Below are 17086 nucleotides of genomic sequence, written 5' to 3' on the forward strand. Positions count from 1 at the left end.
CGCTTATTCGCCGGCCCCGAGCAATTCAGAACGCTTACCACTCCACGTCACAACCAATGCATCTCGCGCACGGCTACTCGCGACATAGAGCAGCGAACGCTCGCGCAACAGCGCCTCAGCACGTTCTTCATCCGGGACGTTCCGCAACGTCGCCGGCGACGGGACATGCTTCTCATCCGCCCCTGCGAGAACAACCCTGGAGAATTCCATCCCTTTAGCGCGGTGCATCGTCATGACAAGCGGCTGACCCGTTGTCGAAGCATTCTTGTCCACTGCACGGGCCGACACACCGCGCTCGCTGAGTCCTCGGACGAAGCGATCTCGCTCGTCCTGACTGCGCGTGAGCACGGCAATGCTCTCGGGCTCGACATCATCGTCCACCAACCACGACTTCAACTTGGTTGCGACCGCCTCCAGCTCGGCGGACATGTCAGCACACGGAATCAGTTCCGGCACAGGCCCATTGCGGGCGGAACGGTATTCGCTGGTCGACTCCTCGCCCTGTTCGAGATCGAGGTACTCGGCACCGGAGAGCACGCTCACAGCGAAGTGGAGGTTCTGCGCGGTGGTGCGGTAGTTCAGCGTCAGTCGGCGCGACCGGCCGACGATCTTGACCCCGAAGCGGCTCAGCACCACCGGGCTCCCATAGATTCGCTGGTGCGAGTCCTCGGCAATGAAAAGATCATTGGGACCTTCTGCGACCAGTGCTCGCAACAACGCCCAGTGGGTTGCGTGCAGATCCTGCGCCTCATCGACGATCACGTGATCGGCCAGATAGCTTCCGTCGCGCTCTGTGCGAACTCGTAGCGCCTCGGCGGCAAGCGCAAGAACCTCCGGGAAGCTTATGGTTTCGTCCATTTGGCTTCGCCGACGAAACGCCTCTACCAGCTTCCACACCGCGATGCGTTGCGGGCGGCTCAGTCGCACACCGCGTCCATGCCGTGCCACCTTCGCGTATTGCTCCAGTGTGGTGACGCGGTTCGCCAGAACGACGGCCACGTACTCGGTCTCAAGAAAGGCCGGGGTGGCGATTATCGAGTCGAGTCCGGAGTCGACGGATTGAGCAACTTCTCGCCAGACGGCGTCCGATGAGGTCCGCTTCGAACCGAATTCGATGGCGTGACGGAAAACTCGCTCGGAGGCTGCGGCCGCAGCATCGCCGGATCGATTCAGGACGTCTCTGCCGAGCGCGTCAATGCCGCCGACGTAGACGCCAGGGTCTCCTGGCCTCTCAGCCAGGAGCAACCCCGGGTCCAATGCCTTGAGGTCGGTCTTGAGTCCCTGCGCGAGTGTGGCGTTGAAGGTGGTCAAGACAATCCGGGCATCCGGGTTGTTGCGGGCGAGTCGGCGTACTCGATGGATCGCGACGACAGTCTTCCCTGTGCCGGCTCCGCCTGAAAGACGGAATGCACCAGAGAAATCGGACTCCACGTACTTCCGCTGTTCGGGGTGGAGGAACGTCCGCCATGCGGCGAAGTCTCCGCCTTCGATGACTCTACGAAGTTCTTCGTTGTCTTCAATGAAGGCGAATTGCATTTTCGACGCCGGACGTTCCAGAGCGGCAATGATCTGCTGGTCATCGTCAAGGGAGTCGTCGACTGGCTTTGTCGCGAATCCATGGTTTTCCCTGATGGTCTCGATGGCGAATCCGGTCGCCAACTCGAGGAGTGCGCTGCCCTCCCATTCGAGTCCGGTCGCCGCGGCCTCCAACAACTCGGACTCGTCCGAGGCCTCCATCGCTTTGGATGCGAGCGCGGCGTTGATACCCAACCCGTCCGTCAGATCGGAGAGCGTATAACCGACTCCGCCAAGGTAGGACGCCGCGGGCTTTTGGACGGGTGGCGAGACCGGCTGCTCCTGCGCGGGCGTCGCGGGCGCGGACTCTCCGATGAGTCCCTCGAGGGTTCCATTGATGGGGTTGACCCGCAGGGTCGCCCGTTCGGCGAGCTTGATCGCGTCGTCATGCGGCCACGTACCCATGTAGATGTACGTCGGCCCACTCTGCTTGTCGTCGATACGGAACAGCACCGCCCGCCAGTACAGATCGACGCGACCGGTACGGACTCTTGGATCGACAGCGCCCTTCATTGGCTCGATGTGCAGCTTGGCGGAGGTGTCGTCTGCGGCCAGCTTCTCGAAGAAGTCGTACACCTTGTTCTTGACCGAACCGTCCAGCTTGGACATGCCCTTGCTGTTTGACGCAATGACCAGATTCGCCACCTACACCACTCCGTTCAGTTTCAAGGCTTCGACGATCTCATCTATCTCGGGGGCGCACAGCGTCCATCCGTCCACTGATGCACTATGTTCGAACACCACCGCCACCCGCCCACTGGCCCAAGCCATGTCGAGTACGTCACCATCGGCCGTCTCGTAGCCCAGTTCGGGTGCCGTCGCACCAGCTGAAGCCAGCGCGCGGATGAGATCCCGCTCGGCGTCCGATACCGCCTCGTCGAACAGCTGTTGCCATTCCGCCGACAGCTCGGGCTCGTCGGTCTGGATGGATGGAGCCGACGCCCCATACGTCAGCAACGTACGAGCAGTAACCCGGTCGGGGTCGGCGATCCCCAGCCAGTTCGACAGCCGCAGCCATTCCTTCCAGGCTTTTCCGTCCAGGCTTTCCAACCGCTCGTCGCGGTCGTCGACAGCGAGCACCGCCCGCGGCGGATCCGACGTGGTGCGCACCCCGGCGGCAACGGTGACGCCGCCGTCGGTGTACGCCCAGCAAATGTCGGAACCGGCCGCGTCGAACGGCGCCGCGCCGTCCAGCGCCGCCCTAGCCGCAGCAGCGACCGAGTCGGCGTCGGACTTCACCCGGTTGTCACCACGCACGAACAAGTACGGCATCCAGGTGCTGAAGTGTCGCCACGCCTCGATGTCGGGCGCGACGACGAACTCCAGCAGCTGGGAGACCGGGTCCTTCGCTTGCAGGCGAATCAAACCCGGTTGGACGTGGAAGCGGCTGGTGACAAAGCTGGTTGCCTTCGGATCGAGCCAGGCCGGCTCGACCGACTCGCCGGATTTGAAGCGCTGTAGATCCTCGTGACCGAAGGACCACACCAGATAGCCCGCGGCCCGCAGCGCGGCACGCTTGTCGGCGTCGTCGGCCACGCGATTGCAGCCGGGGACGGCGTGAAAGGAGCGGCCGTCGGCGAAGATCGCGATACGTGGGATATCCGGGTCGGCCGTCTGCAACACGAAGTCGGGCTTGACGAAGTCCAGTGAAACCTGCGGTCGCAGTGACCATTTCCGCGCCTTGCTGCCCTGCAGCGTGATGGTCGCCGACGGACCGTAAACTCCTGGTTTTTCCACGACGGCCGCACCCATCAGCTTGAGCCGTTCGATGAACGAGCTGTAGAAGTCGCGCTCCAGGAATGACTCGTCGCTGAGCGGCGTGCTGGGTGGCGCCTTCTCGGTCACCTCGGCGGTCCAGGCAACCACGTCGGGAGTGCCGTGGGCGCCGACGTCCAGGATGTCGTCGAGCAGCTTCAACGCGGTGAGCCGGGACACCTTGTCCATCTCGTAGGGCGCGGCGAACGGGAGCAGGCATCGGTGGCAGGCCAGCCGCTCCTCGTCCCGGCACGGGCATTCCCGCAGGATCTGCCGGGCCGCGGCGAGGACCGCGAAAACCTTCGTGTGATCGGCGAATTCGGCGAGGTAGCCGGTCCCGCCGGGGACGGTGTCGTGGATCAGCAGGGCACGCCGGTCAGGTGCCCACAGCGCGTCGCTGATGGTGGCGACGTCGAGATGCTCAGGGGATCCGCCGATCACCTCGCGCAGGCCGAGCAGGATCGCGGCGGCCATGCTGGGGTGGGCGAAGTTGTCGTACTCCATCTGCGCCGGCAGGTGCAGCAGCACACCCTGAGTACGCAGCCGTCGCGCCAAGGCGATGTCACGGACGTCCTCGACGGCCGAACCGCGCAGGCGGCACCACGTGCGGTGCTCGTAGCGACTGTTGCGACCGGCGTCGCGGTCGAGTTGCCCGCAGGACGCACAGACCCGGAACAGGCCGCTGGCCGATTCCTGCCCGGCGATCATCCGCGTCTTGCCTTTGGATGTTCGTGCTCCGAGGTTGAGCCAGCGGATATCCAAGCGCCGCAGGTACTCCGCGCCGAAGGACGAGCTGGAGCGGTACCACGTGCGGCCAACCTGGGTCGGATCGATATCAGCAGCGGTAACCACCGTGAACGGTTCCTGTTGGCGGTTGTCGCGGAGGTCGTTGATGGTGGCCTCGTCCCGACGTACTTCGGCCGAGACCCGTGTCATCTCGACGACGGCGAGGTGCTGGCTCACATCGGCGATGCCGGTGCTGTGGCAACGCGGGCAGCTCGACACGGGCGCGGTCACCGCGGCAGCCGGTCCGCTGTGCACCCATCCGCATTGCGGGCAGATCTGCCACGCGTGGATGTTAGATTCACCGGCGCCCAGGTCGACCGCGTCGATGGCGACCGCGAGGCCTTGGGCGTAGAAGGTGGCGCCGGGGGCGAGTTCGGTGAGCGCAACCCGGGAGCCACGCTGGTAGCTGAGTTGTTCCCCCATGTAGTCGTTGCTGTCTGGGTCAATCCAGGTGACACCGACGTCGAGTGTCACCGCGTCGTCGAGGAGTGTGTAGTTGGGGAGCACTCCGTAGCGTTCGAGAACGGATATCCAGTAGTCGCGGGTCAACGAGGTGATCTGGGCACCAAGCAGTCTGCGCGATCCCTTGGCGATCTTGAAGGCACGCCGGTCGTCGTCGGTGGCTGCGGGTGAGGTGGCTCGGCGTTCGAATTCGGGCAGGTCGGCCTCGACGGTGGCCAGCCGCTCGTTGAGTTCCTTGAGGTCGACTTGCCATTGATGGGCCGCGGCCATCAGGCGCTGGGTGAGTCCGCTGGGTCCGCCCTGCGATGGCGGGCTCGCAAAGGAGCGCAGCGCCGCGACGGCGTCGGGGCCGAGATGGGAACCGAACTGGGCCTGGAAGCGGTCCAGCAGCGCGTCGGCGCGGGTGGCGGCGGTGTCCATCAGCTGGGTCAACCAGCCGTCGGAGCCGTTGTCACCGAGCACCGATCGCGCGTCCTTGGGCACCGCCACCTGGGGGTCGCGGGCGAACTGGTCGACGATGTGCGCGATGTACTGGCGTTGCAGGATCTCCTCCGCGTTGAGGAACGTCGCCGGTGGCCGTACGTCCCCTTGGATCACCGACAGCGGTTCGAACAGTTTGGGCAGATGTTCGCCGCGGCCGCGAACGTAGGCCAGTACCAGGGAGTTTCCGGTGAGTCGGCCGGCGCGCCCGACTCGTTGCAGATAGGAGGACACCGAGCGGGGCAGCGACCCGAGCATGACGGTGGACAGGTCACCGATGTCGATGCCCATCTCCAGGGTGGGGGTGGCGACGAGCACGTTGGGTGCCTGCGGGTCGGTCCCGCCGCGTTTAAAGGCGGTCTCGTAGTCGAGCCGGGTCTTGGTCGGCAGCAGGCTGGTGTGTTCGCGCGCGACGACGCGTTTCATCTGTGTGGAGTCATAGAGCCTGCGGTAGAAGTTGTCGGTCTTCGCGCTGCGGTGCAGTCGGCCTGGGCAGCGGATCAGCGTGCAGGGTGCGCCGTCGAGTTCGTCGACGGTGGTGGCGCTGCCCGGCGTCGGGGTTTGGCAGATGTCGCAGACCAGCAGGTGTCGCCCGTCTTCGAGCGAATCCATGGTCGGAGCGCTGACCTGGACGGTGGCCGCAGGCAGCCCGTAGACGACGGAACCTGTCTCGGTCGTGACGGTGGACAGCAGCATCTGTTCGGCGAGTTCGGCGAACAGCGCCTTAGCGAGAAAGGTGCCGTCGTGGGGGCTGACGTCAAGGCATCGCGATGTCCACTGCGCGTACCAGGACGATGGTGCGGTGATCGGGTCGAAGCCCTCTGGGAGAGCACCGGTTCCAGATTTGAGGGCCGGGAATGCCGGGGCGGGGCGTCCTTTCGGGAAGGCGGGCATGCCCTGGCCGCGTGGCCGCCCGCCCCAGAGGTGGTAGCGGTTGGCGTTCTTCTCCAGATAGGGCCGCAGCCAGTCGTGGTGGATGCCGCCACGGGTACGGATCCGTTCGACCGTACCCCGCACCCAGCGGGACAGGGCTGCATCGGACACGCCGGTCAGCGGGAGCTGGGTGGGGTCGTCCTTTTCGAGGGCACGGCGCCCGAGGATTGGGGCCTTGTGCGCCGCCCCGAGATAAACCTCGGCGACGACACTGCCGGTGAGCTCGAGGGTGCGGCCGGTGCGGGACTGCAGACCGAATTCCAGATCGACGTCGAACCGTAGCCGGCGCTTGGCCTTGTTCTCCGCCGCCCGCCGCGAGTTCGGGTGCACGTCGGACTTCCAGAACGGGACGAACTCATCGCGGTCCACCAGATCCGGCGGCAGCAGTTGGTAACGCAGCATCGGGTCGTTGCCGGCGCGGTCGATGACGGCCCTGGCGAGTTCGTCGAGGTCGAGTTCGGCATCGCCGAGCGCCCCGCGCAGCGCCGTGCGAAGGCTGAGGCTGTGCGAGCGGGCCTGCACGAACGCGGCGCGGTGCGCAGCGTCTTGCACGCTGTCGGTGAACATCAACGCCTTCTTCTCAGCGGCGTCGAGGTGCTTGTCCCCGAACATGTTCGACAGGGTCACCGACAGTTGCGTGGCGACTGCGCTGCCGAGGAAGCGAATGCCATCGACGGCCCCGCATGCCGGACACACATCGTTCTTGGATTCCTCGTCAGCTTCCGGCCCGACAAGGGTGAGCACCGGCAGCACTCGACCATCCACGACCTCGGGGCTCTGCGGATCCGGTGTGGTGTCGAGCAGTTCACGGTGGTCGAGGTGGAACCACCGCAATCCCTGGACACCGCCAGAGACTTGCGCTTCGGCAGGAGCCGAGATCAGCGATCGGAACCGGGAAGCGCCGGCGGCGTGGTCGGCGCGGATCGCCTCATCGGTGACATCCAGCGCGCTGCCGGTCGGCGCGAGTCGCGCTCCCCAGCCCGACCTTCCGCAGTGCCGACAGAACACCGCGGGCAGATACAACTCGTCGTCGACGGAGGTACCGTCGTCGGACCAACGGTATTCGGCGGCGGTCCGGACTGCTCGGTCCACGCGGCTGAGTTCTCGGATCCACAAATGCACGTCGACCCCGAGCGCCGCGCGTCCGGTCTCGGCGCGCACGTGCGACAGCATCGCAAAGACGAACTCCAGGAACCGAATCTGGATGTCACGCGTGCGGGCAGCATCGCGGTCGACAGGAACCGCCGGGAAGACCTTCTCAGCCAGGTCGGGCAGGGATACCGCATCGACGGCGTGCTCCAGCACGGCCTGGATGAACCGATGCCGCTTGAGCTGATCCAGCATGTCGGCGATGGTCAAGTTCGAACCGACAGCGGGACCGCCCGCATGTGTGGACTGCTGGAAGAGATCGGACTGTCCGGGTGTCTCGAAGAGCTCGGATTGGGTGGGATTTCCGAAGAATTCGGATGGAATGGGTCGCTCGAAGAGCTCGGCGAAGACCGCGGCGGCAATGGCGTGATTGTCGGTGGCGGAGGCTGCCGCGTTGGTGATCCGGTCGAGTGCATCGGGTAGGGCAGGTTCGATCGGCCGCCAGGCATGGTCGTGGCTGCCCAACCGTGCTCTGCGCCACTCGTCGGGAGTGAGGCGAGTTTCTTCGATCACCGCACCGGGGCCGAACGGTTCCCCGAAGACGGTGTGGGCGAAGTCGAGCATGGCCGTCGGAGCCGCGCGCGATCCCAGGGTGGCCGACGTCGCGACCGGGGTGACCTTGCCGAGCGGACGGGCCCGGTCGTCCTCGGTGACGCGCGACGCGGCGGTCCAGTGAGCTTTGAGCGTCAGGCCGAGGCGACGCAGCAGCATGGCGACGTCAGTGCCCTGCGCCCCGTCGTAGGTGTGGAATTCGTCGAGCACCAGATACTGCAGCGACTCGGCGGACAGCCGCCAGATGTCGGCGCGACCCGGATGCAGCAGCATGTGGTCGAGCATCTTGTAGTTGGTGAGCAGGATGTCGGGCGGCGAATCGTGCATGAGGTCGCGATCGGTGATCAACCCGTCGGCCGAGACCCGGGTGCGCCCGCCACCACCCCGCTCACCGGTGTAGAGGCCGGCGGTGACCGCGGTCAGGGCCGGGTCGCCAGAGATCAGTGTGGCCAGTCGCTCGGCCTGGTCGTTGGCGAGCGCATTCATCGGATAGAGGATCAGTGCCTTCATGCCGCTGACGCCGGATTTCTTGGCCCGCAGTACGTGATCGAGGATCGGGTACAGAAATGCCTCGGTCTTTCCGGAGCCGGTGCCCGTGGTCACCAAGGTGGGTTGGGGACGGTCTTGGTGCTGTGTGGAGAACCGCTCGAATGCCCGCGCTTGGTGCCCGTACGGCGTGAAGTCGGGCGGCCACCAATCCAGATGGTCACGCCAGCCATCGCTGGCTGGGGCGAACGGCAACCGCAACCGTACATACGGCCCTTTGAACATCCCGTTGTCGGGATCACCGATAAAGTCGGTGAGCGCCGCCTGCGCGTCGGGATCGGTCAGCGCGAATGTCGTTGCCAGGTAATCGGTCAAGCCCTCCCGCAGGTGCGTCGCCTGGAGTGTGGGAAGCAGTGCGCTCATCGGCTACATCCCTCGCCCGGCGTTCCACAGTGCATGGTCTATCTCCCAGGCTGTCACGGGGCACTCCAGTCCGGCGCTGACGGCCGGCACGAGTGCGGCAATGAGGTCACGCGCACCCACAGGATCGACAGTCACTTCGTGAAGGCGAAACCATCGCAGCACCATTCGGTCGGGCTTGATGAGATCGTCCTGGCCGATGAGCATCCACAGGTAATCCCGCCGCACCGCATGGGCTCCCTCGCCGGGGATCTTTCGCAAGTCCGCGTTCACGGCGGCGAACCGCTCGTCGTCGCCGAACAGTGCAATCGCATCACCTAGATCCCCCACACCATGTGATCGAAACGCGTGGATGTGCCGAAGCACGGCATCGGCCTTCCGGATCCCGCCTCGGGTCGATGTGTTCTGCCGGTTGGTGGGCGAAATCAACTCCTCGACGCTCAGGTCAGCCAGTTCGGCAAGCGGGAGTGGATCGGGGCCGAGCGGCTCGCTCATCGGAATCGTGGGTTGCTCGACGCCGAACTTCGTGGCGAGTCTGCGCACCAATGGGACAACGACGTTGTCGTAATGTGCTCCAATGCTCCACACGGCGTCTGCGATGCACAAACTGAGGCTGACCCAACGCCGTTCTCGTGGTTGAGGATCGAGTGTGACGATGGCCTTGACTAGCGCATCGAACTTGGCTGCGTCTACACCGTGCATCAATCACGCTCCTGCGCTTGCGATGTCGCTGAAGTGCTTGTGTGCTAACTCCATATCCCGTTCACGGTCAACACCGACGAACGGCTCGACATAGGTAACACCGTCGACCATCAAATCTTCGGACGTCAGCGCTCCCTTCTTCCGATACTCGGAGGCGAGCTTGCCCGGCAGTTGTCGGCCGTTCGCGTCGTACAGCGCGTCCCGCTCGTACTTCTGCAGCACCGGGAACTGAGTGCGGTAGATGGTCAGCAGCTCCTCCGCGGTGATGCCGAGCATGATCGCGACGATCGCGTCGACCTCCACAAGTGCTTGGCGGCGGTCGGCGGCACGGCGAAGCGGTGTCGCCCACTCCCATTTCGGTCCGGCCTCGCCCAGTGCTACGCGGTCAGCGTAGTCGACACCAATATGGGGAACCCACGAATCCTGTTGCCATGCATTGTCATAAAGCTCTTGCCAAAGCGGCCCGTAAGGGCGAACGAGGCAGTTCAAACGAAGGGTGCGCAGGAGAAGCTCAGATTCCAGCGCATGGTTGCGAATGTGTGGAAAGCGACGGACCACGTTCTGTGTCAGGTCAGCTACTCCCGCGACCTTCGCAAAGAAATCCACAGGTATGGACGACCAAAGCCCGCACGCCAGCACTACATCACGAGTGGTCTCTAGGCGTCCGGACAACACCAGGTGCATATGGGTCGGCTGTGGGGGAATTAACGCAGGATGCACTGTGCGGACCGTCGCGGGGTCCGCCATCCGTCTCCATACCAACCGGAAAAACGCGCAGCTCGGCTCTCCGCCCCATCGCGGGTAGCCGGCGATGAATTCGCGGTATTCCTTTGCGATCTTGTAACTGGTTCGCGGAATGAAGTCGCCATCGATGGTTTCCAAGTCGACAATCGCGGTGTCTTGCCGACTTCGCGCGTTTGGATTGGGTTGCTGGAAAATCGGATTCGAGACCGTAAAATGCGGACCTTGAAGAATCACGTCTCGCCATCGGACGGGAACCTCGGAAGCGGATTCAAAATAACCAAGCTTACGATCTGCAGTCTCGTGCCAGCCTGCCGTCCAGTCGAACTTCGTTTCACCTAGTCGAGGTGCCGCAGCAATCTTGTCGAGAACTGCTGCACTAGCGAGGTTCACCGGATACACCATTCGCGCCTCGTCCGCCGGCGTTCCGGGCTCATCGAGCAGTGCAGCCCAGTTGGCTAGAACCGTCTCGTTCACGCTTACGATTCGCTCGCGGTGAGGTCGCATGTCCCAGTGATCGTCCTGGTCACGTACGCCAGGACTCGGTCCCGACCCATCGTGCTGAAATGAACGTTCGAGAACATTCGGATGGTAGAGCCAACCTGCCTGGAGGAAGCTCACGTAGTCACGACGGATCCCGTAAAGATGTACGCCGAAGTCACGCTTATCGCTGATTTCTCCAAAAATGTATGCGTTGTTCTTAAACTGCCAGTGTCTTCGTAGTCTCCGATAGGTCTCACGACGCAAATCCTTGGCACGAAGTTCGCTGAAATGACTTTCTGGGTGGATTAGGCAAACACGACCCGTCTGAGACATCGACCGCCACGTCCGGTCCATGAAGCAACGGTACAAATCAGGCTGAAGTCCTATAAGGAGAGGCCGCTCAACGCCTGAACGAAGATGCTCGGTTGTACCTGCTTGCGCCGCTCGCTCGTTAATGAAAAGGTCTAGTGCTTGTGACTCAGACAGTGTCTCATCACGTTTGATGCGCTTTATCTCTTCTGAAGGTTTATCTGTTAGCTGCCACCACGGGTCGAACTCGGCCAGTACCCCTGCCTCATCCCAGTCGGGACGCACCCACGGCGGGTTACCAACCTGCAAGTCAAAGCCGCCCCGCGCGAACACCGACGCAAAGTCGAGTTCCCAGTGGAAGAAGCCCTGCACCTCGGCGATGCGAGCCGCAACCCCCAGCCACGGAAATCCATCGAGCGCCTTGACGATCGGGAGCGCTTGACCGAAGGTGCGGTCGTTGTCCTCTGCGATATCCAGGTCTTGCCAGCTCAGATCGCCGGCGAGGCTGATCTGCCCGTGCTTTTCGAACTTTCCTGCTTTGGGTGGCACACCCAGGATCGCCTCCAGCCCACCGATCCATTGGTCCCAGTCGGGTGGCTCGATGTCGGTGGTCAGCGGCCAGGACCACAAGGCACACCAAGCGTCCATCACCCGGCGCAGCCGTCGGTAGGCGCCGTTCTCATCGTGCAGCACCGCCTCGATCTCTTCGCGGGTCACCGCTGCGCCAGACCCGTCGTGGGATTCCAAACCCCACACGTCGATGTCGCGTCGGATCTCCGACTCAGCGATGGTCAACCGGCGTAATGTCAACTCCCACAGGGTCTCTACGCGCTGCGCAAGTGCCGCCAGACGTTTCTTGATCGCCGTGCTCGGATTAGAGCGAATACCGTTGCGCCACTGCCGCAATTCTTCACGCTTATCGGGTGCGTAGGTTTTAGCCTCGGGAGTGTCGATGACCGCGGCCCAGCCCTCGGACGGCAGCAAGAAGTGGTGAATGCCCGCACCGATCTCGTCGCCGAGCGGCACGTCCTTGGGTACCTCCTTCAGCCACGCCTTCTTAGCCAGCGATGTCGGTGCGTAGACGGCTCGCCGCGCACCGATCAACGAATTACCCCGCCGCAGGTGGAGCCCGAACCACGGTGCCTGCAGGCCGGCGACCATTGTGTCCAGCCACAGCGAGATTTCGGCCAGCTCAACCGCCGTGGCGTTCAGGTCCACTCCGTACACCTGGTGCAGCGCAAGGTAGGCCTTCACCTTCTGCAGCTCGACCTGATACTGGTCGGCGTCGATGACCTCGCCGCGGTCTTCCTGCTGACGCTTGAGGTATTCGGCAGCCAACTGGCGGACCGCCTCGATCGCGAACGCCCCCGACCCGAGCGCGGGCTCGCAGATGGTCAGCTGGAGGATCTGCTCCGGCGTCGTCCGCTGCCCGTTCTGATCAAGAAGCTCTTCCAACGCCTGCGACACAACGAACTTCGTCAACACCTCAGGCGTGTAATACGAGGCCGACTGCTGGCGTTCCCGACCGGCGAGCCGGAACACGAAGGTGCCCTGTCGGTGGATAACCGGAACGCGCTCGCCGGTGGACTCGTCCTCCACCGTTACGAAATCGGACTCCGAGAGGTGATCGGCGCGAGTCACCGGCACCACCCACGAACCCTTCTCCGGGTCGCCGTTCTTGGCGACCTCGTAGAGATCTTCGTCGGCGAAGAAGCCGGTGTAGGACATCAGGCCCTCATACACCGCGCCGAGCTGGTTGATGCCGAGCTCGGCGTAGGAGATGAACCCGCGGTCGGCACCCCTGCGTCCCTTGGACTCTTTGGAGAGCAGCAGGTGTTGCAGTACCTGTTGTGTCGCCTCGTTGCTGAGCCCGACCTGGTCGATGAGCACGGTGGCAGTGGGGGCGAAGAGGTCGGCACGCAGCGCGTTGAACTCCAAACCGGCTGCCGGATCATCAGTTCCGTCACCGGCGACCGGAGTGCGGGGATGATGCCCGCGGTCGACGAGGTGGAACAGTTTGGCCAGCGACTGGTACAGGTGCGTGCCGGACCTGGCAGTGGGCGAGACCAATTCGGTCAGGGTCAGCTCACGCAACCGGTCCAGGCCGTAGCCCTCACCGTATTCCGGGGCACCGGACGGCAGCACACGCATCTCCGGGGATGCTTCGGCGTAGAGCAGGAACAGGATGCGGTATAGAAAGCGCAGCGAGTGCTTGGCGAGTTGTTGGGCGTCGATCTCCTCCAGCGGCAGGCCGCGCTCGGCCCGGCGGCGCACCACATCGTTGGCGATGATCTCGATGGACAGCCGGATGCCCTCGCGCAGATCCTTGGACACCCCGACGGTGTGTTTCACCGAATCTTCGAGAACGCTCGTCCACCAGATGTTTCCGTCCGCATCGGGCAGCAAGGCCTGACGTCCGAGAATTGCTGCGGCGCGGTCGAGTTCACCACCGCGTTTGTCGTCGCGACGCTCGGTGACCACCAACAGATCGACGGCCAGATACCGACCCTCCGCCCACCGCTGAGCCTCGGCCAGCAGCACCCATTGCCCGGCCTGCACCACGATGAATGCGGGGGGCTCGTCGGAGCGGAACGCGGCCGACACCGCCTTAGGCACCGACTCGATGGGCTTGCCGTCCTCCTCCCCCGCGTCGAGCAGCAACCCGGTGTCGGGGGCGAGCAGGTCGTCGACCGATTCGACCGGGCGGGCCTGCAGGAACAAGGTGCTCGTCACACCGGCCGGCCGGGCGTTGGGCAGCCGCAGCTCGGTACCGGCACGCTCGCCGGTGTAGTCGGTCAGCGTCTCGGGGAAGCCGAGGACGGTCCGGATCAGGGCATGTGCCGCGGGCGCCCCGTCCGAATCCTCCGCCAGCGTCGACAACGCAGTCTGCAGGTCACCGGCCGCGCCGACCAGCCGTCGTCGCACCGTGTCCCGACCCTCGGCAGCTTCGGCGTCCCACTGCTTGCGCAGCTCGAGCACCTTGCCCTGGAAGGACTCCCGAGGCGAGTCGGTGGTGAAGTAGTGCTCGCTGATCCAGTCTTCGCCGACGACGATGGAATCGTAGGACGGCATGGCTCAGAGTTCCTTTCCGGCAACGGGGGTGGCGGTCGGCACGATGACCAGCAGCGGGCGAACCAGCTGCTGGGTGGGGGCCAACAGGTCGGCCAGGCGCTGTTCCTCGGTGATGCGCTGCCCGAGCTTGCCCACCTTCGAGCGCTGCGCTCCGACCAGCTCAAGTTGTTGCGCATCGGCGTGCCAACGCTGGGCCCGCTGACGCCACTGCGCCAGGCGTTCGGTGGTCACCTGTTCCTGCACATCGAGGATCCGACGCATCTCGCGGCTGGCGTGCTCGACTGCGACGGGGATCAGCGCCTGGTAGCGATCGGGGTCCGCGATGGCTCCGGGGTTGGAGGCGCCAGGTTTGAGCCCGGTCTGTGTGGTGAGAAAGCTGATGTCCTCGAGAGCCTCCACCATGCAGAAACCGGGGTTGGCCGGGTTCGGGAACTCGGCGGTGGAGAACACGCGCGAGATCAGTTGTCCTCGTTTGTTGCTCAGTGTCCCCATGAGCAAGACGGTGGGTGCATCGACGTCGCCGCGGATCGCGAACACCTGGTTGCGGCCCAATGCCGTCAACGCGCGGTCGCTGGCCCAGTCCAGCACGGGGTGCAGCGGGCCGAGGAAGTGAGCCTCCGGCCAGGTGGTGTTGTTGACGCCCTTGCCTTCTCGCGCGATGCGCAGTTGGGCGGTGCCCACCGTCGGGTTGGTGGCGAGCTTGAGGCGCTCCAATACCCGACCGTGATGCAGGTAGTTCTGCGGCAGCTGCGCCAAACGTTGCCGAAGGTCGCGGGGCGGGGACAGCTCGGCGATGCCGTGCGGGGCGCTGACGGTCCAGCCGATGCCGCCCTGCTCCGGTTTCGCGTGCGGTTTGTCGTGGAATGCGGCGTGCAGTGCCTCGTCGAGGAAGGTCAGGTCGTCGGGATAGAGGCTCTGGCGGGGTGAGGCCGGAAGCGGCGTCGCGGTCGCCTCGGCCGCGTCGAACTCGGCGAAGAACGCGTCCAGGTCGTCCCCGGCAGCGACCTCGTCGGCGGTACGGACCGCGTCGTCGAGGTCGGCACCCTTGGCGAGCACATCGCGGATCGCGTTCTCTTCCTCGGTGACGCTGTGCTTGCCCATCAGCGAGGTCACGTCACCGAGCGTTTCGTGGGCCTGGTTCTCCCGCTCCAGCAGCCGCGACAGCACCCGCAGGTCGCCGGAGAACTCGGGGTCGGAGGGTTCGAGGATCAGCGAGGAGATCACCGGCGGATGCTTCTGCCCGTAGCGGTCGATGCGGCCGTTGCGCTGCTCGATGCGGATGAGACTCCACGGGATGTCGTAGTGAATCAGGTGGTGGCACTGCGCGTGCAGGTTCACCCCTTCGGAGGCGACGTCGCCGGTCACCAGCACCCGGATAGGTGAGGTTTCCAGCTTGAAGTTGTCGACGATCTCCTGCTGCTCGACGTCGGAGAGTCCGCCGTGCAGCATGGCGATGTTCTCGTCCTTTAGACCGAGCGCCGAGGGCAGGCTTCTCCTCAGCCAGGCCAATGTGGCGATGCGTTCGGCGAACACAACCGCCCGCGTCTCGGATCCCTCGCCGACCCCGATCTGCTTGAGACGCTTGACCAATGCGGCGAACTTGCCGGCCTGCTCCCCCAACGCTGCCGAGTTGAGCTTGTCGAGGGTGTTGAGGGCCTTGAGCTCGGCCCGCTGCGCCGGCACGTTCTGGTCGAGCTTGGCGCGACGCTGTTTGATCGACTCGGCCAGCGCCGCCGGCGAGGACAGGAACGCTTTGGCCAATGTCCACGGGAACAACGCCTTGGTGTCGCCGGAGTAGGGCGAGCTGCCGGTGGCGGGGTGCAGCCAGGTCTGCGACAGCTCGGCGGCGACCGCGTCCTCCGCGGCGGACGGCTTGACCAGCAGGTGCACGGGCTCGGCGCGTTCGGCCCAGTCGCTGCCGACCTCGGCGGCCACGTCCGGGCTGTGCCGGTGCCGACGGATCAGCAGTGACTCGACGTCCTCTTTGGTGAAGCTGCCGTCGGCGTGCACCACCGTCGGGTCCAGCAGCCGCAGCAGTTCGGCGAAGGATCCCTCCTTGCCGTTGTGCGGGGTGGCCGACGCCAGGATCAACGCCTCGGTGTTCGGGGCCAGTACGCGGGCCAGTTCGTTGTTCTGGGTGCCGGCGTTGGTGAGGTTGTGGGATTCGTCGATGACCACGGCGTCCCATTGCTGGCGTTCGAGGTGGGCTTTGTAGCGGGGGCTCTTGAGCGTATCGATGGAGATGATGGCCCGCTTGAAATAAGTGAACGGGTTGCGGGTGGCGGGCAGCTTCTGGCGGACCTTCTGGATGCCGGTCGAGTCGAGGCGGACGAACGGCAGCGCGAACCGGCACCACAGTTCGTGCTGCATCTGCTCCAGGACATGCTTGGGGGTGACGATCAGAATGCGTTCACCGCGGCCCCGGCGCACCAGCTCAGACAGGATCATGCCGATCTCCAGCGTCTTGCCCAGACCGACGGCATCCGCGATCAGGATGCGCGGACGGATGTGCTGCGGGTCCAGCGCCTTCGTGACCGCCGCCTGTTGATAAGCCAGGGCATCGGCGAGCATGTGCGTCGAGACCGTCAGGGTCTGGTCGCCGTACGGGACCGGGGTCTTGCGCAGCAAGGCCTCCAGCCACAGGCGGGAGTCGCGGTAGCCCGACGAACCGTCCGCTACGACCTTCGCCTTGCTCGGATCTTGAACCTCAATCTTGTCGAGGCTGGAGTAGAACGCTGCCGTGGTCTCGGCGACCAACTCGGAGAGCCCACGCACCCGGACCAGCCAGCCGTCGGCTCCCTGCTCAGCAGAGGTGACCAGCCATTCTTCGTCACGGATGACGACGATCGAGCCGGGGGCGACGTTGAGTTCATGGGGGTTGTCTACAACGGGGGCGGACACGTCATCTCCGGGAGGTGGTTTAGCTGGGACGGGTTTACGGACAACTGCGATTGGCGGGAACAATGGTGTCGTCACTTCTGGCTCCGCTGCACTGGGCTCTGCTTCGCCAAGCGCAATGAATGCTTCGAGAACTACCGCGCGCAGCGTCTTGGCATTACGGAGTTCGCGCAAGTAATCCATCTGCGCCCGATGACTCCTCGTGCGCGCGTCGTCGTCTCGTAGCTCACGCAATGTGGCGACCACCCAGTCTCGCGAAGGCTTGTCGCGGTCGAGCCACAGT

The 17086-nt window shown here is 64.5% G+C and carries 5 protein-coding genes; all 5 read right to left on the minus strand.

Annotated elements, in window-relative coordinates; all coding sequences use genetic code 11:
• Positions 1-3: 3 nt before the first annotated feature.
• The 5 genes from MCHUDSM44219_RS04690 to MCHUDSM44219_RS04710 are packed head-to-tail and all read right to left on the minus strand — an operon-like array spanning position 4 to position 16806.
• Positions 4-2220 carry a 3'-5' exonuclease gene (locus MCHUDSM44219_RS04690; protein WP_048417054.1) on the minus strand — a complete coding sequence of 739 codons (2217 nt, stop codon included), beginning with the start codon at positions 2218-2220 and terminating at the stop codon, positions 4-6.
• The gene (locus MCHUDSM44219_RS04695; RefSeq protein ID WP_048417055.1) at positions 2221-8601 is read right to left on the minus strand and encodes a DEAD/DEAH box helicase; all 6381 of its coding nucleotides are present in this window, start codon (positions 8599-8601) and stop codon (positions 2221-2223) included.
• A gap of 3 nt (positions 8602-8604) precedes the next feature.
• A complete protein-coding gene (locus MCHUDSM44219_RS04700; RefSeq protein ID WP_048417056.1) occupies positions 8605-9300 on the minus strand; it encodes a DUF8548 family protein in 696 nt (231 codons plus the stop codon).
• A gap of 3 nt (positions 9301-9303) precedes the next feature.
• A complete protein-coding gene (locus tag MCHUDSM44219_RS04705) occupies positions 9304-13905 on the minus strand; it encodes a DNA methyltransferase (protein ID WP_048417057.1) in 4602 nt (1533 codons plus the stop codon).
• A 3-nt stretch (positions 13906-13908) separates the two neighbouring features.
• Positions 13909-16806: a helicase-related protein gene (locus MCHUDSM44219_RS04710; RefSeq protein WP_048417058.1), complete on the minus strand. Its 2898-nt coding sequence runs from the start codon at positions 16804-16806 to the stop codon at positions 13909-13911.
• Positions 16807-17086 lie beyond the last annotated feature (280 nt).

This window comes from Mycolicibacterium chubuense (genome assembly GCF_001044255.1).
In the GTDB taxonomy this organism is placed as follows: domain Bacteria; phylum Actinomycetota; class Actinomycetes; order Mycobacteriales; family Mycobacteriaceae; genus Mycobacterium; species Mycobacterium chubuense.

Coding starts and splice junctions, on each gene's coding strand:
- MCHUDSM44219_RS04700 (WP_048417056.1), bottom strand. CDS start 9,300: ATGCACGGTGTAGACGCAGCCAAGTTCGATGCGCTAGTCAAGGCCATC.
- MCHUDSM44219_RS04705 (WP_048417057.1), bottom strand. CDS start 13,905: ATGCCGTCCTACGATTCCATCGTCGTCGGCGAAGACTGGATCAGCGAG.
- MCHUDSM44219_RS04695 (WP_048417055.1), bottom strand. CDS start 8,601: ATGAGCGCACTGCTTCCCACACTCCAGGCGACGCACCTGCGGGAGGGC.